The sequence below is a fragment of the Ignavibacteriales bacterium genome (assembly GCA_026390595.1).
GTDB lineage: Bacteria > Bacteroidota > Ignavibacteria > UBA10030 > UBA10030 > UBA9647.
Genome location: JAPLFQ010000003.1, coordinates 33,366 through 55,414, shown reverse-complemented (window position 1 = coordinate 55,414; position 22,049 = coordinate 33,366). Strand labels below are relative to the sequence as shown.

Here is a 22,049-nt window from a genome sequence, read left to right as displayed (position 1 = left end):
TACAAATGAACGTGATGCGACGTGCCAGCCGGGGAACTGCCTGCATCGTGGGTAGATCCTCTATGTCCGGCAGAGGAGTGTGGATCAGGCCATGCATGGGTAATGTGCACGAACAAGAGCTTCAACTTTCTTCTCTCACTCCTGATTTCAGATTCATCCCCCTCTGATGGCGGGCTCTTGTGCGCTGCAAACACCCGATCCGCCCCCAACATCTGCTCGTCACCAAGCATTTTCAACTGATTTGCCAGGAACCCTACTCCCCTTGGACAGTTCGTCGCGGGGTGGGAGCAAGGTGTGTCCTCACTTCTGATTCGTGTGGACATCAATGTGGACCTGAGGGAGTTTGAATGACGCTGCGGAAGTAGGACTGAGGACACAGTCAGGGGCAGCTTTCACCATCTATCAAAATAATGCGAAGGGAATTCACATGACCACGATACTGAGAACCGTCGCACAAGGCTTAAGAGGCAAGCTCATCTGCGTCTTGATTCTTGCGATCTCTTTTTCACTGAATGCTCAGGTGAGCAAAGAAGATATGCTCAAGAGCATCAAGATTGATAAACTGCAGCACCCCTATCTCTTCTTCACGAAGGATGAAATACCGGCCATGCAGAAAAGAATTCAATCCGACCCGGAAAGCAAGCATGTCATGGCCGGTTTGATGATGCAGGCGCACCGATGGCTCTATTTTCAGATCAAGGATCCGGCGCCGGAATTCCCACGCCATCCACGTTATGTGGCGGATACTCGCGGATATTTTGCGTACTACTCGGAACTTACTGAAGGAGCACTTACACTGTCGTTTCTGTATCAAATGACGGGGGACATGGCCTATGCAAAAAAGGCCATCGCATTTGCGGTGGCTATGAGCGATCTGGTCGATTGGACTGACTATGCGCATAAGTTCGACATCATCTATCCCCGAATCTGGCCGTGGAATGTTCCCGATGACAGGGTGGTCTTTTCCTATGACCACATGGCGGCAGACAGGGCGGCTACTATTGCGACAGTGTATGATTGGGTGTACCCGGTGTTGACGAAATGGGAAAGGGATAAGATCCGTGGCGCCCTTCTTGAACAGGCAGTCACAAAAGTACGAGGCAACTACGAGTTCTTCTGGTGGGCAACTTCCTACCGGTGCAACTGGTCGGCGGTTTGCAACAATGGGTTGGGTGTGTCTGCGCTCACTCTGTTGAAGGAGGATCCACAGGTTATCGATGTGGTCGCTGAAGCATACAACCGAATCGGTCTGACATTCGATCAAATCGGTGATGACGGAGGCTGGCAGGAAGGTCGGGGATATTACGGCTACCTGATGCGGACAGGCGTTAATTTCAGCGCCGCACTGAAGAAGGTTTCGAACGGCACATATAACTTGTTTCAGCATAAGAATGTAAGAAGCCATCCTATCGACTTTTTCCTCTACACCTTGACCGCGAACTTTGGAGACGGTGGAGGAAACCCGATGGGTCCTTTGTGGTTGGTGAACAAGCTGGTTGAAGAAACCGGCGACGGCACAGGTGCATGGTATAGAGACAAGTTCCTGGCTCAACCTACAGGGATGAGCGAAGGAAACAGTGTCTTTGACATCATCTGGCCCAAGAGCTCTGTCAAACCGGTCGAACCGAAACCGGAGTCGAAGCTCTTCAAGAGCATCGACTGGGCAATGATGCGCAGCAGTTTTCTGGATCCCTCCACGGTGACGATCGCCTGCAAGGCCGGCCTCAACGACGATCCCCATCACGGACATCTCGACTGCGGGCAGTTTATCCTGACCTGGTATGGCGTTCCCTTCATACGGGACCTTGGGAGCGGAGCATATGACGAGATCTATTTCAACGACGATCGCTTCCTCTATCCTCAAGCGTCAAGTGCGGGGAATAATCTGATTTTTGTCAACGGTGAACAGCAGTTGTCTGCCAAGACGAAGGATCAGCCATGGAAGGAAGGCATTGGCGGCAAGATACTCGATTTCCAGACGAGTGAGAAACGGGATTATGTATTGATGGATCCGACGCATGCGTACCCCGGCAAGGAATTGAAGAAATGGAGACGGAATATCATACTCGAAAAGCCGGTCGTGACGGTGATTCTGGATGAAGTCGGTTCTGCTCCCGGTGCAAAAATACAAGCGAGGTTCTTCCCAGGGGGTGAGGGATCACGGCGGAACGCGAGATTCACACCGCCTCCCGGTGTCGAGTACAAAATCTCAAGCGATCATGTTCTGCTTACCTCTCAACGACATACTCTTGCGCTCATTCCTTTAGTCCTGGAGAACAGCTTCAAGATCGTTGGCGATGCACTCCCATCAATGCCCGTGACCGAGGATGCCGTGCTCAGTTGGATCCCCTATTTTGAAACTGTCACAACGGCCAAGTCAAGCACATCCATCATTGTGACATTGGTCTTACCGGTCAACGATCAGAAGGAGGCCGAAGAGATTGTAAAGACGGCAAAGCTCGTTCAGTCGAATCCGAATGAGCTTGAAGTGAGCATCAGCGGAGCATCCGGGGTGTACAAGTGGGTGTTTGCGAAGGGGAAGGACGGCTACGCTCTCAAGAATTGACCACGGAAGCGGGGATTTGAGAAAACGAGCTTCGGATGACAAAGAACTGAAGCCGTCCTGGCAAGCTCGTCAAGTGTTTGTGATGGCGGCCGTCTGAGAGATTGGACGGCCGCTGCGAAAGCAAGCTCCGCATGGGTTTTTAGATCTCAGGCGTCATCGTCATTCTAACGGCGAAGGGAAATCACATGACCACGATACTGAGAACCATCGCGCAAGGCATAAGAGGCAAGCTTATCTGCGTCTTGATTCTTGCGATCTCTTTTTCCCTCAAGGCTCAGGTGAGCAAAGAAGACATGCTCAAGAGCCTGAGGATTGACAAACTGCAGCATCCGTATCTCTTTTTTACGAAGGATGAGATACCGGCGATCCAAAAAAGAATTCAAACCGACCAGGAAACCAGGGATATCATGGCCGGTGTGATGATGAAAGCGCACCGATGGCTGTATTTTGAGATTAAAGACCCGCCGCCAGAATTCCCCCGCCATCCGCGTTATGCGGCTGACAGTCGCGGATATTTTACATACTGCTCAGAACTCACTGAAGGAGCGCTCACGCTTGCGTTTGTCTATCAACTGACGGGAGATGTAGCCTACGCAAAAAAGGGAATTGCATTCGCAATAGCCATGAGCGATATGGTTGATTGGACCGATTGGGTTCACAAGTTCGACATCATCTATCCCCGTGTTTGGCCCTGGAATGTTCCCGATGACCGGGTGGTTTTTTCCTATGACCACATGGCAGCAGAGCGTGCCAGTCACATCGCGATTGTCTACGACTGGTTGTACCCGGTGTTGACAAAGTGGGAAAGGGACAAGATCCGGGGCGCCCTGCTTGAAAAGGCAATTACAAAAGTGCGAGGCAACTACGAGTTCTTCTGGTGGGCAACCTCGTACCGGTGCAACTGGTCGGTAATCTGCAATAACGGATTAGGTATGTCTGCGCTCACTCTGTTGAAGGAGGATCCCCAGGTTATCGATGTGGTCGCTGAAGCATACAATCGAATCGGTCTGACATTCGATCATATCGGTGAAGATGGCGGCTGGCAGGAAAGCCGGGGTTACTACCAGGCGATGATGCGTTTGGGCTTGCCGTTCATGGACGCTTTGAAAAGGACCTCGAACGGGAAGTACAACTTGTTTCAGCATAAGAATGTAAGAAGCCATCCCCTTGATTTTCTCCTCTACACGTTGACCGCGAACTTCGGAGATGGCGGAGGAGAGCCCATGGGCCCTTCATTCATGGTGAACAAGCTGGTTGATGAAACCGGTGATGGGACAGGTGCGTGGTATAGAGACAAGTTCCTGGATCAACGCACCGAGATGGGCCAGGGAACCGGCGTGTTTGACATTATCTGGCCCAAGAGCTCTGTCAAACCGGTCGAACCGAAACCGCAGTCGAAGCTCTTCAAGAGCATCGACTGGGCAATGATGCGCAGCAGTTTTCTGGATCCTTCGACGGTAACGATCGCCTGCAAGGCGGGCCTTAACGACGATCCGCATCACGGGCATCTCGACTGCGGGCAGTTTATTCTGACGTGGCATGGCGTTCCCTTCATACGGGACCTTGGGAGCGGAGCATATGACGAGATCTATTTCAACGACGATCGCTGGTTGTATCCTCAGGCATCAAGTGCAGGCAACAATTTGATTTTTGTCAACGGTGAGCAACAGTTGTCTGCCAAGACGAAGGATCAACCATGGAAGGAAGGAATTGGAGGGAAGATACTGGACTTCCAGACGAGCGAGAAACGGGATTACGTGTTGATGGATCCGACGCATGCGTACCCCGGCAAGGAATTGAAGAAATGGAGACGGAATATCGTACTTGAAAAACCGGCTGTGACAGTGATCGTGGATGAGATCGGCGCTGCTCCTGGTTCCAAAATACAAGCAAGGTTCTTCCCAGGGGTTGCGGGGCCACCACGGAACGCGAGATCCACGCCGCCACCGGGAGTCGAGTATAAGGCCTTGAGCGACCATGTTCTGCTTACCTCTCAGCGACATACTCTTGTGCTCATTCCCTTAGTGCTGGAGAACAACTTCACGATCGTCGAGGATGGACTTCCGTCACTTCCCGTGAGAGAAGATGGCGTGCTCACCTGGATCCCGTATTTTGAAACGGTCACGACGGCAAAAACAAGCACATCCATTCTAGTAACGTTGGTCTTGCCGGTCAACGATCAGAAGGAAGCGGAAGAGATGGTAAAGACAGCAAAGGTTGTCCAGTCGAGTCCCGATGAGATCGAGGTGATCGTCAGCAGGGGGTCGGTGGCGTACACATGGGTGTTTGCAAAAGGGAAAGATGGCTACGCCCTCAAGAATTGATCACGGAAGTGGGGGTACGAGAAAACGAGCTTCAGATGACAAAGAACTGAAGCCGTCCGGGCAAGCTCGTCTTGTGTTTGTGATGGCGGCCGTCTGCGAGATCTTGAAGAGATTACGCTAGGCTGCCTCGAAAATTCTGGCGCAATGGCGTTCCTGCCGGCATCGATTGAAATCTCTGTGTCCGGGGGCAATAAAGAGTACAGTTCACATGAGATGTCAAGCGGCCCTGTAGTGCAAAGAAGAGTCCTCATCGGTTCTCATCGATGAGGATTCTTTGTTTTCTCAGAGCGTGAAGACTTTGCCAAAACTGACAACGGAATTATTTCTAAGAATTTCTCCTATTTTGCGCATTTTCTCAAAATAAGTACTTGCCATCAGAAAAAAAATTGTATATATACACTTCGTGGTCAGAGCACAAGATATTCTATTCACTTGGCAAGAAATCCAGGATATACGCATTAGAATATATTCAGTTTAGTCCTGCTCTGACAACCTGATTACGCTAAGGCGAGACGATCCTCGCACCCTCTTCGCACCGGGCTGCTGACATTTCGATACTTTCTTCAGCCTCATTGACCAAGCGCATCTGATGGACAGCCATAATCTTGAGAGAGGGAGCATTACGTCCTTGACGGCCCCCCCTGTCCGTCCTGCTTGCCCGGAGCCGCAACGTGGTCCAGGGAAAGCGCTCACAATCCACTCTTCGAGGTATATCGCAATGAAGGTGAAACTCTCTCTCGTTGTCTTGTTGCTGACGACAATGCCCGCGTGGACACTCGCAGACACAAAAGGAAAAATCGCCGGCACACTCACGGATGCTGTCACCAAGGAGCCAATCATTGGGGCCAACGTCATGATTCTCAATACGACTCTCGGCGCCTCATCGGACGAGACGGGCCATTACTCTGTCTTGAATGTTCCCCCGGGGAGATACGACCTCCGGATCTCCTGCATCGGTTTTCAGACGGTCGTCAAGAAACAGGTGATCGTGAACGTGGACAGAACGACCACGATCGATCTTGCGCTGACTCCGGCCACAGTGAATCTCGAGACCGTTGAGGTGATCGCGCAACGACCGGCCATCATCCGCGACCTGACCTCCACCGTCGAGAACATCGCGGAAAGCGACATCGCCAACCTTCCGGTGCAAACGGTCGGTGATATTCTGGAGCTGCAGGCAGGTGTCACAACCGATGCGTCGGGGAATATCCACATGCGCGGTGGTCGCGAGTCTGAAGTACAGTACTACGTTGACGGCATGCCGGTCTCGAATCCCTTCAATGGCGCTAATGCTTTCAGCAACATCCAGAACTCCAACATCCAGGAGTTGCAGGTTATCAGCGGAACATTCAATGCGGAGTACGGGCGTGCTCTCTCTGGAATTATCAATATCGTAACGAAGGATGGGGGCGACAAGACGGATGTCTCTCTCACCGCCAGCAGCGCCGGCTTTGTCACCTCAAGGACGGAGGTGTTCCCTCATCTCACCAAGGTCAATCCCTTCAATCAGAAATATGTGGAAGCAGCGCTCAGCGGTCCGGTCTCTCTTCTCGGTGAGAAGATCAGCTATCGTGTTTCTGCACGCTTTAGGAAAGATGAAAATTGGCTTTTCGGCCGCCGGATTTATATCCCGTCGGACACGGCCAATTTCAACCATGCTCCCAACTGGATCGTGCAGCACTCAGGCGACAGTTCCGATGTTCCCATGAACCCGTTCGAGGCGGTTTCGGGGATGGCGAAGATCTCGTACCGTCCGATGACCAACCTCAATGCAACCTACAGCCTGATCGTCGACCGATCGCAGAACAAGAGCTACTCTCACGCGTACAAGTACACCCCCGACTACATGAGAAATCTCTACTCCTTGAGTCTCAACCATCTGGCGGTACTGACTCATACGCTCAATGCTTCGACATTCCACGAACTCAAAATCTCGTACGAAACGTACAGCCGCGAGGAACACGCAAGCGACAATCCGTTCGATCCGATCTATGATGCGGGGATTCATCCGCTGGCACAGTCCTCACTGCAGGACGTCTTCGTCGTCGGCGGCGTTGATCCGCGGTTCCTGGATCGCAAGAGCTCCACGACTGCGATCAAATACGAGATTACGAGCCAGCTCAATCAGTACAACATGATCAAGGCTGGAGCAGAATACCGGTTGCTCGACATCAAGGAAGAATCGTTCTCGGTTGTAAAGAACGAGCAATCGAAATGGCAGCTCACGATACCGGACATAAGTTCTTCGACGCACAACTACTATCACAAGAAGCCGATCGAGGGCGCAGCGTACATTCAGGACAAGATCGAGATTTCGGATCTGATTGTGAACGCCGGCATTCGGTTCGACTATTTCGACGCCAGCAGCAAAGTCCCGGTGTCGATGATTGACCCGCATAACGACGACACGCTCAGCCACGCCAAGTATACCGAAGACCAGGCCTACAGAAACGCAACGGCGAAGATGCAGGTAAGTCCCAGGCTGGGACTCGCATTTCCTATTTCCGACAACGGGAGTATTCATGCCTCGTACGGTCATTTCTTCCAGATGCCTGAATACCAGCGTCTCTACGAAAATCCGGAGTTCGAGGTCAATGGCCGGTTTCAGTCGTTCATCGGCAATGCGGATCTCGATGCTCAGCGGACAGTAACGTACGAAATCGGATTGCAGCAACGCATTGCAGAGAACCTGGTGCTGGACGCAACGTGCTTCTACAAAGACATACGCAACCTGGCAGGTTCGTCGCTGTTTCAGACATTCGACCTTGACCAGTACGGGCAATACTCGAACCGGGACTACGGGAATGCATGGGGGATCACGCTCGCGCTCGACATTCTGAAAACAGGAATGTTCAGTGCCAATGTCGATTACACGTATCAGGTTGCCGAAGGAAACGGATCTGATCCGCGGCAGGCATTTCTGGACGCACAGAACAGGGATGAATCCACGAAATCCCTGGTTCCTCTCGATTGGGATCAGCGAAATGTGCTGAATGCGGTACTCTCAGTCGAGGGTGAAACATGGGGGGTCAAATCCATAAGCCACTACGCGACCGGCACGCCGTATAATCCGACGACCACGTTCGACCAGCAACCTAATATTCAGCTGATGCGCCAGGGACGTCGTCGCGGGGAGTTCAATACGGACCTCAACTTCTACCAGCGTTTCTCGCTGTTCGGCTTCAGGCCGACATTGTTTGTATCGGTGTATAATGTGTTCGATGCGCAGCGTATTGACTCAAGACCTGAACTTTCATCAGTGGATCTGGCGTCGCACGAAACGCGCGCAGTTCTTAATTCGCTCTATGAATATCGCTTCAATCCGGCCAGTCAACCGCGACCGCGTCTCATCAGGGTCGGAATCGAAATCGGCCTGTAGAGCAGGCCAGAGAATGAACGAATGACTATGTCTCACCCATAGTATTGGACAAGTGTATGAAACGAAATCGACAGTTGTTTCTTGCCTTCCAGATGGCCCTGACTCTGCTGTTTGGAGACCTTGCGGCGGCCCAGAACAGCCAAGCCGTGTACATCGACCCGAATGTGGGGAACAAATTGTACCGAAGGTCGCTCATCATGAACCGCAACAAAGTGGAATCGATCGTTTTCAACAAGGGGACATTCGGGGAGCCGCAAAACCCCACTTTGTCGGGAGCATGGCCCATTGGTTCGGGACATGGCCACGTCTCCGAAATGAGTATTCTGGTCGGAGCTGAAGTGACGAGCGCGAAAGGGGATATCCTGCACATCATCAGCGAATCGTACGGAAACAACAAGGACATCTCCCCCGATCAAAGGACAGAGTACTGGTGGAATCCGCTACCAGGATATTTCAACCCGCGCCGACGGTACGTCAATCCACAAACATTACGCACGGATACCACTTCATTGATAGCGACGAGCACGGATCGGACGACTTGGCCGCCCACATGGCCCGGAAAAGATGCTACTTGGAACAATCGATGGAACGGATACTTCGGCAAGGATCAATTCACCGCAGATCAGGAGGCAGTGTACGTGATGGACGATTCCTACAATGCCGAATTCCCATACTATCCGTTCGCCAACGATAGCACCCGCCGGGGCCTGGGACTTCAGGTAGAGGCACGCCTCTTCCAATGGGCGCACCCGCTGGCTGAAGACCAGATCTTCATACACTTCCAGGTGTCGAATGCTTCCGACAATGATTACCGCCGGACCTCTACGCCCATCTATTTTGGGGCGTTCGCAGACACTCATCCGGGAGGGGAGGGCGATCATGACGACATGTCGGGATTCAACAGAGAGGAGAACATGGTTTTTGCCTGGGATTATGATAACGGCAGGGAATCACAATTTAGTTCGTACAGGAACATACTGCCGGGCTACATTGGCTGGAAGTACCTCGAGAGTCCGGGCATCAATGCAGATGGCATCGACAATGATAACGACGGCTTGACTGATGAAAGCCGGGATAACGACGCAGGGACCTGGATTTTTGGACCAGTGGGTAAATATGATAAGCCCAAATGGCACTGGAGCGGCGACGAAGATGGTGACTGGCAAAAGGAAATCGATGACGTCGGGTCCGATGGAATTGGACCGCTCGATCCCTACTACTCTGCGCCCGACGCAGATGGAACCGAGTCGAACGGGAAGCCTGACCAGGGTGAGCCGAATTTCGGGAAGACTGACAACGACGAATCCGATCAAATCGGATTGACATCCTTTATTGCTCCTGTCTACGGAACACTGCAGATTTCGAATGATGAGGCGGTCTGGAATTATATCACCTCGCGTCAATTCCAGACACCGGCTCAAAACGAAAACAACGTCTGGCTATTTGCTTCGGGACCATTCGATCTGAAAAAAAAGCAGACTGAGCGGTTCTCGGTGTGCTGGCTCTTCGGAAATGATCCTGTCGAGATTCTGCGCAATGCCCAAACTTCACAACGGATCTATGACAATGATTACCGCTTTGCCAGCCCACCTATTCCTCCCACCGTGAAAGCCGTCGCCGGGGACAGGAAAGTGACTCTCTACTGGGATGACATTGCGGAACGATCGCGCGATCCGCTCTACGGCAAGGACTTTGAAGGTTATCGGATCTATCGGGGCACGAATCCCCAGTTGACCGAAGCTGAAAAAATCACGGACGCGTATGGAAGCATTACCTACAAGCAGCCAATAGCTCAGTTCGACCTGAACGATGGGATCAAAGGGGTCCATCCCATTGCTCTCGGCGCGGAGCTCGGCGATCAGTACAGCACCGGCATTCATTTCAACATGGGAGAGGACACCGGGTTGCGCCACTACTTCGAAGACAACAATGTGGTCAACGGTGTTACCTACTACTATGTTATCACCTCCTATGACAAGGGCTATTATGAGGGGATGGACGACCGGAACCTGATACCGATGACTCCCTATGAAAGCCCCTACAATATCACGGTTGAGTATGGTGAGTTGGTGGGGTTGTCACAAAATGCAGTCGTTGTCACGCCGAATGCGCCCGCAACGGACTACGTCGCGGGAAAGATCGACAAGGCAAGTTTCTCCCATCCGGTCGGAGGAGCGACGGGGACGATTGGCGCAACTGTGGTCGATCCGGACCAGCTCCCCGACAACCATGTCTATGAGCTCACCTTCGGAACGACTCCCGGCGTTGAGGCCGGGATCGGCATTCCGTATGCCACGAGCTTTTCTCTCAGGGATACAACAACCAAAACCCTGATTCCCGGCATGCAGGACATCGCGATTCCGCTCAAACGGCTGGTCATCGATTCGCTCAGCAAGATGGCTACGTATCAGTGGCAGCGGTACGACACTGCATGGACGAGCACGGTGTTCGCAGGCATCGCGCTGAACTTCACAAATCCGACGCCATCGTTGCTGGCAATCCTGCAACGATCTGGTTGGGGGCCCAGCTCCAAGACCAATGCTTTCGTCGATGTGTCGTACACCGATACCTCTGCCTACACCTATCCAATATCGTTCCGGATCGAAATCACCGACACGATTTCCGGAAAAGGTTTTGCCTCGATGAGCGCGACCAGTGCGACCGTCAACACTCGCTTTCGGGTCATCGATGTAGCTACAGGGGAAATGGTGCCGTTTTATCTTTACCAATCGCTGGTATCCAGAAAAGGTTTTTGGGACAAGAACGATCCTCTTTATATAGGCGTGCGCAAAAGTGATGGCACGTATCGATGGGCATGGAGGTTAAATCAGGTTGTCTATCCTGAGACCATCCTGCCTAGCGGAGGAGACGTGTACAATTTCGTCTCGCCAATTCCGTTTAGCACGAGTGACAAGTACTATTTCCGAACCACGGCTAGCAAAACCGTACGCAATTCCCCACCCTTTCAGTTGGACAAGGTCGCAGTGGTTCCCAATCCATATCTTCTTACAGCTTCATGGGAACGCGGCTCATCGATGCCGGGACGAGGAGAACGGAAGATTTCGTTTATTCACCTTCCGTCGGAATGCACAATAAGGATTTACACCCAGAACGGCGTTCTCATAAAGACGATCGACCACCTCGGCAGGATGGCCGACGGAGCTGCAACGTGGGACCTGACAACGAGTGAAGGATTAGAAGTAGCATTCGGTGTCTACGTCTACTATATCGAAGCAAAAGATATTGGTCACAAAATCGGCACGTTCGCAATCATAAACTGAATCGAGTGTTGTTGCAGAATCTTGGAGCAAGACCATGAAACGAATTGTGTATGCCTCGCTCATGCTCATCCTTATCTCCGCTGGAAGAGCATCGAGTCAAGAGCCTGTCTCAAAGCGTGGAACGACTGCCGCTCCATTTTTGGAGTTCGGCGTCGGTTCGCGCGCAGTCGGGATGGGCAAAGCCTATACGGCGATCGCCAATGATGCCACGGCCATGTACTGGAACGTGGCAGGGTTGGAACAACTCCCTTCGAACGAAGTCTCCTTCAGTTACATGAATTGGATCGCCGACATGGATTTCATCTATGCGGGCCTGGTGATCAAGGCGGGGAGCGTCGGATCGTTCGGTGTGTCGGTGACCTCGCTTTCCACTCCGGAAATGCTCGTGCGAACCGTCGATCAGCCGGAAGGACTCGGCTGGAGATTTGACGCCGCCGATATTGCGATCGGGCTCAGTTACGCCAAGAACCTGACGGACCGGTTTACATTCGGTGGATCATTCAAATACATCCAACGGCGCATATGGCATATGGAGGCAAACGCCATCGCGGCGGACTTCGGAATTCTCTATTCGCTCCCGTGGAGGGGGGCGAAGATAGGCATGTCGATTACGAATTTCGGTTCCAAACTTCAGATGCAGGGAGTTGACGCGGTTGTTCCGACCGATATCGACCCGACGATGGCCGGCAACAACGGGACCGTCCTTGCCCAGCTCCGCACGAAGGAATGGGCATTGCCGCTCACGTTCCGGTTTGGCATGGGGTATGAGGCCATCTCATCGCCGGATCACAAAGTCACGGTCGCAACCGACTACCTTCATCCCAACAATAATGAAGAGAGTGTCAATGTGGGTATGGAGTATGAATTTCGTCAGACGCTCACGCTGCGGGGCGGCTATCAGTCGCTTTTTATGCAAGACAGCGAAGAAGGTCTGTCGATGGGTGTAGGCCTGAAGCAGAGCGGAATGAGCTTCGACTACGCCTATAGCGCACTTGTCCACCTCGGGAATGTACATCAATTCTCCGTCAGTATCGTCTTCTAAGCCATGAAAACCTGTAGTTCTTCGAAAGGAGGATTATGACTACGAACGCGACTGTTTTAGAGGGAAGGATTTTGTGAGAGTACCGTCCGGCCGAGGCCCGGTCCGGACATCAATCATGAACAAAGGAGACTTGTAATGAAAACACTTTTCAAACTCATTTGCTCCCTCGCATTGCTGTTGATGCTGATGAGCACCGTGCTCATGGCCCAGGGAGTCTCGATCGACCTTGGAAAGACGACACAGGGCCGCTACATGAAACTCGTCGGCAACAGTGGCGCTGGTCTTATACAAGATAACATCAAGGTTGCTGGGGAGTATTGCGCAAAGAATGCTGCACCTGGCAACGCGATGTATTTCGATGTCGCAGATGATTTTTTCAAGAATCTTAAAGCTGGTTCGTACTCTTTGATCAATGTCGAATACTACGATACGCTCGCAGTCACAATCGGACTTCAATATAGCGGGCAGGCCGGACCGGTGACGCATCCGGATGTGATCACGACCGCAGGGACACGAAAGTGGCTGGCATTCAGCTTCTTTGTCAATGACGCCTATTTTGGCAACAACCTGGCGAATTCAGCAGATATCAAACTGACCTGCGCCGGCACCATGATCATCAACGCAGTCAAAGTCATACCCTTTGAAAAGTACATAGACTTTGGAAAAATCACCGACGCCGCAGGTGTAAGAACAGACGACGCAGATGGCATTAAGCGTATCAATTTGGCCGGCACCGATGGTCTGATGCGCTATGTCGACACGCTGGGAATGAAGCTCATGACGTCCAACAGAGCTTCTGGAGGCTCAGGGTATGCCTATCTGGACTTGGACAACGCGTATCTCAACGGCTCCTCTGCTCCGTGGAGCAACGTGTTCATAACTATCGAGTACCTCGATGGCCCGGATCCAAGCAAGTATGTGCGCGTGCAGTATGATGCCGGGACGGCGGGCGCGAACAAGAGTACTGAGAGTGTTTTCCAAAAGAACTGGGGATGCTTGCGCACCTATACGTTTGAAATAAACGACGCATTTTTCAATAATCTGGGAGCTGCTAGCGGCGACATGCGCGTTCATTTTTCTGCGCAGGGGCTCTATATCAATAGGCTTACGATTACAAAGATTCCAAAGAGGCCTTTGCCCAGTACGGTAAGAGTACCAAACCAGAGCGCGTACAAATTCCTGGACAGTCCAGCGATCGACGGAAATGTGTCCGACTGGAATTGGCTGTTGTCGCGTCGCGACACAATGCAGATGAGGTATGATGCAAACAACTTCAGAACTGATGAGTTCTATCGCACCTGGATTCTGAATAACAGCAACGTGCCTGTGGTCGAGCCGGGAGAGGCAGGCGGTGTGGTCAATCCGGGTGTTCCTGAAGCGTGGGATCCCAAAGACCTGACCGGCATGGTGAGAATCGGTTGGGATGATAATAATCTGTATTTCGCAGTAGAAGTAAAAGACAACGTTCTGGATGTCACGGGGTCAAGCTGGGATCAAAAGGACGGCTTTGGTTTCTACTTCGATGTCTCGCACACGGTTGTGAACAACAAGCCGGCGGCGATACGGGATGATAATACCTTCCAGAAAGGTGAGCATTTCATCTTCTTGCCGGCTTCAAATTCTGACCTTGGTCTCTGGAAGCATAGCACAAGTCAAACGGGTGAAGCTTTGCCGACGACCGTCAAGAAATCAGTGGTAGCCACATCGGACGGGTACATTCTGGAAGCGTCAATTCCGCTTTCACTCCTGACCGAAGGAATTCCCTGGAAGCCAGATAGTGTCAATCATCCGGACAACTTCAGTCCTCTGTTTGCCTATGTCCTGAATGATGCTGACAACGTTGGGCCATCCAGCGGGCGGCTCATGTATGGTGGCCACAACGACGACGATGAGTTCTGGGGCCAATTGGGGTTTGTGCCTATTCCTCTCACTGACAAAGGTGTAATGGTAGATCTTGGCCCTACCAACTATGAGAGCTTCATGAGTCAGGTCGAAAAAACAGCCGCTGACGGCTCGGTAAAACAGCTAGATGTTCAGGGGGTGAAGTGCGTTCAAGTGGACAAGGGATATGCCTACTTCAACGTGAACGATGCCGTTCTGTCGGCCGCCAAGCCTCATAGCCGTCTTCTTGTTTCGGTAGAGTATTTCGACTCTGCCGCAACTGCCGGCAGTCGATTCAGAATACAATACAATTCATCAGACGCTTCCCTTGCCGGAGTGGCCAGGGATTACAAAGACACGCCGTGGATAACCATCGGGAACACGAAGACGTGGAAAACGGCGATCGTTAAGATCAACGACGCCGCGTTCGCCGGCAAGCAAAATGGCAGCGCCGACTTCAGAATTCACAGCGAACAAAACAATCTGATTCTTAATCAGGTGCGCGTGGCAATTATGGATATTTGGATAGACCTTGGCGATCAGTCAAATTACAACATCGTCAGTGTATATCCGGCCGATGGCCTTCGCGATTCTGCTTTTGTCGGCGGGTATAAATGTCAGAAGATAAGTGGAACAATGGGTTACATGTATTTCAATGTGGCTGACACTGTTATCTACAATGGAAACCACTCAGAATTGCTCGTCACGTTGGAATACTATGACACAACTGCCTCGACATCGATCGGTCTGCAGTACGTCAGCTTTGCAGAAAGCTATGCCGATCCAAGTGCCAGCGCTTTCATCGCGGGAACAAATCAGTGGAAACTGCAATCGTTCTATCTTCCGGATGCAAAGATGAATGGCGCCGGAAACGGCAGCTCTGATTTCCGCGTCAATAGGCAGGGCGGTCAGGCAGTGTTTATCCGACGCGTTATGATTGGATCTGTCGATGCACTGCTGAAAACGCTTACCGCAGTCGAGAGCGAGTCCTCGCTGCCGTATGTGTTCACTCTGCAGCAGAACTATCCGAATCCCTTCAATCCGGCTACCACGATCAGGTACTCTTTGCCAAAAGAGGGCCCGGCGACATTGAAAGTGTTCAATGTTCTCGGTCAGGAAGTCGCCACGCTCGTCAACACGGTACAAAGAGCAGGCGTTCATAGTGTACGGTGGAATGCATCTCAAATGTCATCAGGCGTGTATTTCTGCCGCCTTACGCAGGATGACAACATGAAGGTCCAGAAACTCATGTTGATGAAGTAAGCACTTGTCGTTCCCGACGCCGCCCGGAAGCAATCTGCGCTTCCGGGCGTGCTCGGAGCGACTAGCCTGGTCAAACGACTCGGCAAACCGAGGCAACATCTCCTCAACACGCTTGAGGGAACGTTGCAGCGTTTCTACACAACGAGACGCAGGCTTCGTCGCCGGGCACGGTGAAACTGCACAGCACGTTTGGTTTCTTCGACGAAAACCGGTCTGTCCTGAGCGAGGGAAATAGGGACTTCGCGCTGACCGGCAACTGTCAGACATTCGATATCGACGGCACGGCAACCGCTATTGCGTACTCCTGGACTGCAATTCGTCTGAGTGACGGGAGCGGACAGAAAGCTGCGGGAACGTTGTTTCTGGATGATGCGCGATTGATTGGCGCCAGCGTTGAGCCGCCCCCGCCGCTTATGCCCCGCGTTGTTCCGATAACGCTCCCATCCGATGATGTCTCAATCGCAAGTATCGTTTTGATGCGGTAAGAAATGCCAGGCATGTCGTCTTTGGTACATTTGTTCTGTGACGATTTTCGAGGTTAGAATGTATTTGAAACGGACACTCATAGTTGCCGCTCTTTTCGGATTGCTCTCGTCCAGCCTGTGGACGCAGGATGATGGTACTAAGTACATTGACCCAAGAATTGGAAATGTTTCACAATTGCTTGTTCCGACATATCCTACATTTAGTTTGCCCAATCAGATGCTGAGAATGTTTCCTGTGAAGAGTGATTATATCGACGATCAAGTGAGCGGATTTCCTTTACAGGTTGTTACTCACCGGTCTCCCGGTATTTTACAGATGAAAGTATCCGTCGGAGAAATTACTCCTGTGGCGTGGAAGAAAAGAATGAGCATAGATCATGACCTTGAAGAGATGCATCCATGGTTGTATTCTACCTACCTTATCGATGATGACATAACAATAAGTTTTACTCCGGGTAAGAAATGCGCCGTGTACAAGATCCAATTTCCTTCGGGTGTCAAAAAGAATATTCTGATAACTGGAACAGAAGCCATGCAATCCGTGGCAGTTGGCCCTTCTTCATTTACAATCGAAGAAACGATTGAGTATAAAACCAAAGACATAGTCCCAGTGACACGCAGGATGAAAGCGTATTGCTATGGTGAAATCATCGGGACTGACGATACACCGATAGCCGGAACAAGTATAAATGCAGGTAATGGCAAATTTTCAGTGAGCTTCCCCGAAGATGCTCGTTCGACAATGTTCATCAAGTACGGGATTTCATACATAAGCTTTGAACAGGCCAAAGAAAACTTCTTGAAAGAAGCCGATAAACAGAGCTTTGAAGATTTTGTTGCCAGGGGAAAAACTGAATGGAAACAAGTGATCAACCAGATTGAGGTTGAAGGGGGCACAGATGCGCAAAAGAGAACGTTTTACACGTCATTGTACAAAACCTATGAGAGAATGATAGACATCAATGAATATGGGCAATACTATAGCGGGTACGATGGGAAGGTTCACAAGAGCGACCGTTCTTTTTATGTAGATGATTGGATCTGGGATTCATATCGCGCGCATCATCCGTTACGAACCATCCTTGATCCTGGAAGAGAAAGCGATATGCTCAACTCATATACACCTATGTATGAGCAAAGCGGTTGGATGCCGACGTTTCCCCAGGTACATGGAAACCACATGTGTATGAACAGCTACCACTCGGCAGCGATTTTTATAGATGCGTATCGCAAAGGCATTGTGGGCTTTGACGCAGAAAAAGCGTATGAAGGCATCAGAAAGAATTTAACGATGGCAACTGGAATTCCATGGAGACAGGGAATTGCAAAATGCCGCATTGACGACTTCTATCAAACACACGGATTTTATCCCGCCCTCCGCCCGGGAGAAAAAGAGACGGAATCTCTGGTCGATAGCTTTGAAAAACGTCAAGCTGTGGCAGTCACACTTGGGATGAGTTACGATTCCTGGGCGCTATCCCAACTTGCAAAAGAACTAGGCAAAGAGGATGATTACAACTTGTTTTTCGGAAAGTCGAAGAATTACAGAAATTTGTGGTATCCGGAATTGCAGCTCTTCATGCCCAAAGATGAAGACGGGAACTGGATTCTGATTAATCCAAAATCTGATGGAGGACCCGGTTACCGCGACTATTACGATGAGAACAATGGATGGACGTATGCATGGGATGTTCCACATGATATTGATGGTTTGGTGGAACTATTGGGTGATAAAAAAGCTGCGGAAGAGCGTCTCGACCAATTTTTTAGAGAACCATTGGGAATGCGAAAGAACCAGTTCTATGTGAACGGGTCAAATTCGACAGGTATGGTTGGACAGTTTTCCATGGGCAATGAGCCTTCATTCCATATCCCATACTTGTACAATTATTTTGGCGCCCCTTGGAAAACCCAAAAGTTGACGAGGTTCCTGCTTGATGTATGGTTCAAAGATAACATTTTTGGAATCCCTGGTGATGAAGATGGCGGGGGAATGTGTGCATTTGTGGTGTTCTCTTCGATGGGGTTGTATCCTGTTACACCAGGATTGCCAGTATATGCAATAACCAGTCCTGTTTTTGAAAAGATCACCATCAACCTGGCAACAGGAAAGAAGTTCGAAATTGTCGCGAAGGGAGCAAGTAAACGGAAGAAATACATTCACAAGGTATTTTTGAACGATAAGGAGATTGACTCCCCGTTTATCACGCATCAGCAAATCATTTCCGGAGGAAAACTCGAACTGGTTCTGGCTGAAAAACCAGATAAAGAGTGGGGCAAAAATGCAGTCCCCGTAGAGTACAAATAGGCTTCATATCTATTCATAAAGTATCCACGGCGATGGTGAAACGGGCACCGTTGCAGTTGACGGATAGCGTGCAAGAGGATGCGAATGTTAAATAGAGACAGACATACTAGATTCATTATCATCGCCTGCATCCTCACTTGCGTGCTCACCACGATTGTTGGTGCTCAACAACCAGCGATCAAGACAATCGACCCTAAGTCGATTGACCTCACAAAGCCAACCTTGTTCATAGTTCCATACTCACATCTCGACGACATCTGGCGCTGGTCCTATCCTCAGACCATTCGTGATTTTCTGAAGAATACGCTGGATGAAAACTTCGCTGCCTTTGAAGAATACCCTCATTTTGTCTTGAACTGGACCGGTGCCAGTCGCTACGCGATGATGCGGGAGTACTACCCGGAGCGGTATGAGAAACTTAAGCAATGGGTTGCTGCGGGACGCTGGTTCCCGAGCGGCAGCTCTTGGGTTGAAAACGACGTCAACGTACCATCGACCGAGTCTATCATACGTCAGATCCTGCATGGCCGCAAATATTTCCATAATGAATTCGGCACACAGAGCCTCGAATATATGCTCCCGGATTGCTTCGGTTTTCCTTATTCGCTCCCCTCGGTTCTCAATCATTGTGGTATTCGCGGTTTTTCAACCCAAAAGTTGACCTGGAAATCGGCCAACGGAATTCCTTTCAACATCGGACGTTGGATTGGCCCGGATGGCAAATCTGTGATTGTGGCACTCAATGCCGGTAACTATGCCGCAGCTCACAAGGATGTATATACTACACATGATAAAACGCTCAAGCGTCTCGAAGAAAACCGGGAGCGATCCGGTCTGCCGATTGACCTTTTCTATATGGGTGGCGGCGATAAAAACAATGCCGACCGCGGGGGTAGCCCCCAGAAGGTTTCGCTTGAAACCCTCGAACAATGCTATGCGACCGAAGGTCCGGTCAAGGTGATCGCCGGTCCGGCGGATCTGATGGTCCGCGCCATCACCGATGAGCAGGCGAAAAAATTCCCCACATGGAGCCGCGACCTGCTGCTCATCGAGCACTCTACCGGTATGCTTACATCGCAATCCTATATGAAGCAACTAAACCGCGATAATGAGCTTCTGGCGGATGCCGGCGAACGCGCCGCTGTTTCGGCCAGCCTCCTGAATGGAGCAGCTTATCCTGAAGATGCGTTGAACCATGCATGGGGCTTGACCCTGCGCAATCAGTTTCACGACAACCTGCCTGGAACCAGCATTCCAAAAGCTTACGAATATTCATGGAACGACGGTATCATTGCCCTTAATCAGTTTGCCGGTGTCTATGCTGACGCCGTGGGCGCACTGTCACGCTCACTCAACACTGATGTGCCGGGCGTACCGCTGGTAGTCTATAACCCGCTCTCCATCGCGCGAGAAGATCTTGTGGAAGCTCTTGTTCCCGCAGAGCTGGCAGAGGCCAAGGCAATCACCGCTTTTGATGCACAGGGAAAGGAACTGTCCACTCAACTGACCACCGGATGGGATGGAAGGCGCCGAGTCCTCTTCCAGGCAAAGCTTCCGCCAGTTGGAGCCGCAGTTTTCGCACTGCGTGAAGGTGAGCCGGCGAAAGTGAAAAGAAGTGAACTCCTTGTCGGAAAAAGTTCGCTCGAAAACAACCGCTACGTCGTTACCATCGACAAGAACGGCGACATTGCCGGCATCTTCGACAAACAGGTTGGCAAAGAACTGCTCGAAAAACCGGCGCAGCTTGAGTTCATTGCAGACTTCCCTGCATCCAAGCCTGCCTGGCACATCGATTGGAAAGATATCAAAGAGCCGGCCCGCAGCGTGGCCGGAAATCCCGTTTCAATTCGCGTGGTTGAAAACGGCCCGTTGCGCATCGCCATCGAAGTGGTGCGCGACAATGAAGGCTCGAGGATCGTTCAGCGAATCCGCCTTTCGACAGGTACGGACGGCAGCCGTGTTGAGGTGGCGAACCTCATCGACTGGAAAAGTCGCGGCGCGCTGCTGAAAGCGGCCTTTCATCTGACCGCATCGGCACCTAAAGCAACCTATAACCTGGATCTCGGCACCATCCAGAGGGGAAACCGTCAAGCAACCCAGTTTGAAGTGCCGCATCACGCGTGGCTGGACCTCACGGACGACTCCGGCGCCTACGGAGTCTCCCTGCTGACCGGCTCCAAATACGGCAGCGACAAACCAGACGACAACACTCTGCGCCTGACTCTGCTCCATTCGCCGGATACGGAAGAGTGGGAAGACGAAACTGTCGACCGCGGTCGCACCAGGGAAATGCGCTGGCAGGATTGGGGACGTCATGAGTTCAGTTACGCCATCGCAGGTCATACAGGTGACTGGCGTGAGGGTCAAACCCACTGGGAAGCACAGCGTTTTGAACAGCGTCCCGCCGCATTTGCCGTACCGCATTACAGAGGGAACAAAGGAAGCTCTTTCTCACTGCTAAACATCAATACCCCGCAGGTCAATGTGCAAGCCATCAAGATGGCTGAAAACGGCTCTGGCGTGGTCGTCCGCCTGCAAGAATTGACGGGGCATCGATGCCCCGGTACCACACTGTCCGCTGCACTCCCAATCACGGCCGCCGAAGAACTTGACGGAGCCGAACGTCCGCTCAACAAAAAGCTGCCCGTACAAAACGGCACGCTGAAAATGGAATTTCTGCCCTATGAACTGAAAACAGTTCTGTTGACCATACCCGGCGCCGACCTCAAACCTGAAACACAGCCGGTTGCGCTGAAATACGACACCGACATCTTCAGCTATAACAACAACCGTGAAAACGGAAGCTTTGACGGCAAAGGCGGAACCTACCCGGCTGAAATGATCGGCGACTCCGTTCAAATGGGTAATGTTTCCTTTGTCATTGGCCCGCGTAAAGATGGTGCCCGCAATTCCGTGGCATGCCGCGGTCAGAGTATAAACGTACCAGCGAACACAACTGTAGTGCATCTGCTTGCAGCAGCCGATGTTGACAGTGATGTTATTTTCCAGGCCGGTAACACCAAGATCCCACTGACAATTGGTAGTTGGGCAGGCTATTTAGGATCTTGGGACAATCGACAGTTCGAAGGTTTGGTTGCTGAGCTATCCTATTCGTTGCGCAATGAATTGAAGAGCATTACTCCGGCATTTGTCCGCGATCAACGCGTTGCATGGTGCGCCTCGCATCGTCATCTACCTGTGGGCGAAACACTATATGAATATGGCTATCTGTTTGCCTATCGTCTGGAAATTCAGGAAGGTACTACCAGCATCACGCTACCCAATTCCCCGTTCGTGCGCATTGCTGCAATGAGTGTTGGCGACGAAGGCCATGCTGTTGCGCTGTGGTCACCCTTTGACGATCTACACCGGGACAACGCCTTCTCAGCAAAATTTTCCAGCTCTGACAAGAAGAAGGGTACACAATGAGTCATCCGGTTCCGACAGATTCTCACAGTTCGCCGGGACGTGCACGATGAGTGATTCTTGCCATGCGCTGGGTGCGGCGCCCATCAATGTG

General features: G+C 51.4%; 9 protein-coding genes. All 9 read left to right on the top strand.

The window, feature by feature from the left end:
• Positions 1-427: 427 nt before the first annotated feature.
• The 9 genes from NTU47_00210 to NTU47_00170 all read left to right on the top strand — a co-directional run bounded on the left by NTU47_00210 (position 428) and on the right by NTU47_00170 (position 21,958).
• Complete coding sequence (locus tag NTU47_00210) at positions 428-2,566, top strand: heparinase II/III family protein (GenBank protein ID MCX6132204.1); 2,139 nt, start codon at positions 428-430, stop codon at positions 2,564-2,566.
• 185 nt (positions 2,567-2,751) lie between these two features.
• The gene (locus NTU47_00205; protein ID MCX6132203.1) at positions 2,752-4,890 is read left to right on the top strand and encodes a heparinase II/III family protein; all 2,139 of its coding nucleotides are present in this window, start codon (positions 2,752-2,754) and stop codon (positions 4,888-4,890) included.
• Between the two features lie 718 nt (positions 4,891-5,608).
• A complete protein-coding gene (locus NTU47_00200; GenBank protein MCX6132202.1) occupies positions 5,609-8,269 on the top strand; it encodes a TonB-dependent receptor in 2,661 nt (886 codons plus the stop codon).
• 56 nt (positions 8,270-8,325) lie between these two features.
• Positions 8,326-11,550, top strand: a complete 3,225-nt coding sequence (locus NTU47_00195) for a hypothetical protein (GenBank protein MCX6132201.1) — start codon at positions 8,326-8,328, stop codon at positions 11,548-11,550.
• Between the two features lie 34 nt (positions 11,551-11,584).
• Positions 11,585-12,592: a PorV/PorQ family protein gene (locus tag NTU47_00190; protein ID MCX6132200.1), complete on the top strand. Its 1,008-nt coding sequence runs from the start codon at positions 11,585-11,587 to the stop codon at positions 12,590-12,592.
• A gap of 135 nt (positions 12,593-12,727) precedes the next feature.
• Positions 12,728-15,736, top strand: a complete 3,009-nt coding sequence (locus tag NTU47_00185; protein ID MCX6132199.1) for a T9SS type A sorting domain-containing protein — start codon at positions 12,728-12,730, stop codon at positions 15,734-15,736.
• 170 nt (positions 15,737-15,906) lie between these two features.
• The gene (locus tag NTU47_00180; protein MCX6132198.1) at positions 15,907-16,221 is read left to right on the top strand and encodes a hypothetical protein; all 315 of its coding nucleotides are present in this window, start codon (positions 15,907-15,909) and stop codon (positions 16,219-16,221) included.
• A 58-nt stretch (positions 16,222-16,279) separates the two neighbouring features.
• Entirely contained in the window at positions 16,280-18,529 is a 2,250-nt protein-coding gene (locus NTU47_00175; protein MCX6132197.1) for a GH92 family glycosyl hydrolase, read from the top strand.
• An 84-nt stretch (positions 18,530-18,613) separates the two neighbouring features.
• Positions 18,614-21,958, top strand: coding sequence for a glycosyl hydrolase-related protein (locus NTU47_00170; protein MCX6132196.1), 3,345 nt, complete (start codon positions 18,614-18,616; stop codon positions 21,956-21,958).
• The last annotated feature ends 91 nt before the right edge of the window (positions 21,959-22,049 follow it).

What these genes read in the sequence shown, in the direction of transcription:
- NTU47_00210 (MCX6132204.1), top strand. Translation starts at nt 428, where the DNA reads ATGACCACGATACTGAGAACCGTCGCACAAGGCTTAAGAGGCAAGCTC.
- NTU47_00175 (MCX6132197.1), top strand. Translation starts at nt 16,280, where the DNA reads ATGTATTTGAAACGGACACTCATAGTTGCCGCTCTTTTCGGATTGCTC.
- NTU47_00205 (MCX6132203.1), top strand. Translation starts at nt 2,752, where the DNA reads ATGACCACGATACTGAGAACCATCGCGCAAGGCATAAGAGGCAAGCTT.
- NTU47_00170 (MCX6132196.1), top strand. Translation starts at nt 18,614, where the DNA reads ATGTTAAATAGAGACAGACATACTAGATTCATTATCATCGCCTGCATC.
- NTU47_00185 (MCX6132199.1), top strand. Translation starts at nt 12,728, where the DNA reads ATGAAAACACTTTTCAAACTCATTTGCTCCCTCGCATTGCTGTTGATG.
- NTU47_00195 (MCX6132201.1), top strand. Translation starts at nt 8,326, where the DNA reads ATGAAACGAAATCGACAGTTGTTTCTTGCCTTCCAGATGGCCCTGACT.
- NTU47_00190 (MCX6132200.1), top strand. Translation starts at nt 11,585, where the DNA reads ATGAAACGAATTGTGTATGCCTCGCTCATGCTCATCCTTATCTCCGCT.
- NTU47_00200 (MCX6132202.1), top strand. Translation starts at nt 5,609, where the DNA reads ATGAAGGTGAAACTCTCTCTCGTTGTCTTGTTGCTGACGACAATGCCC.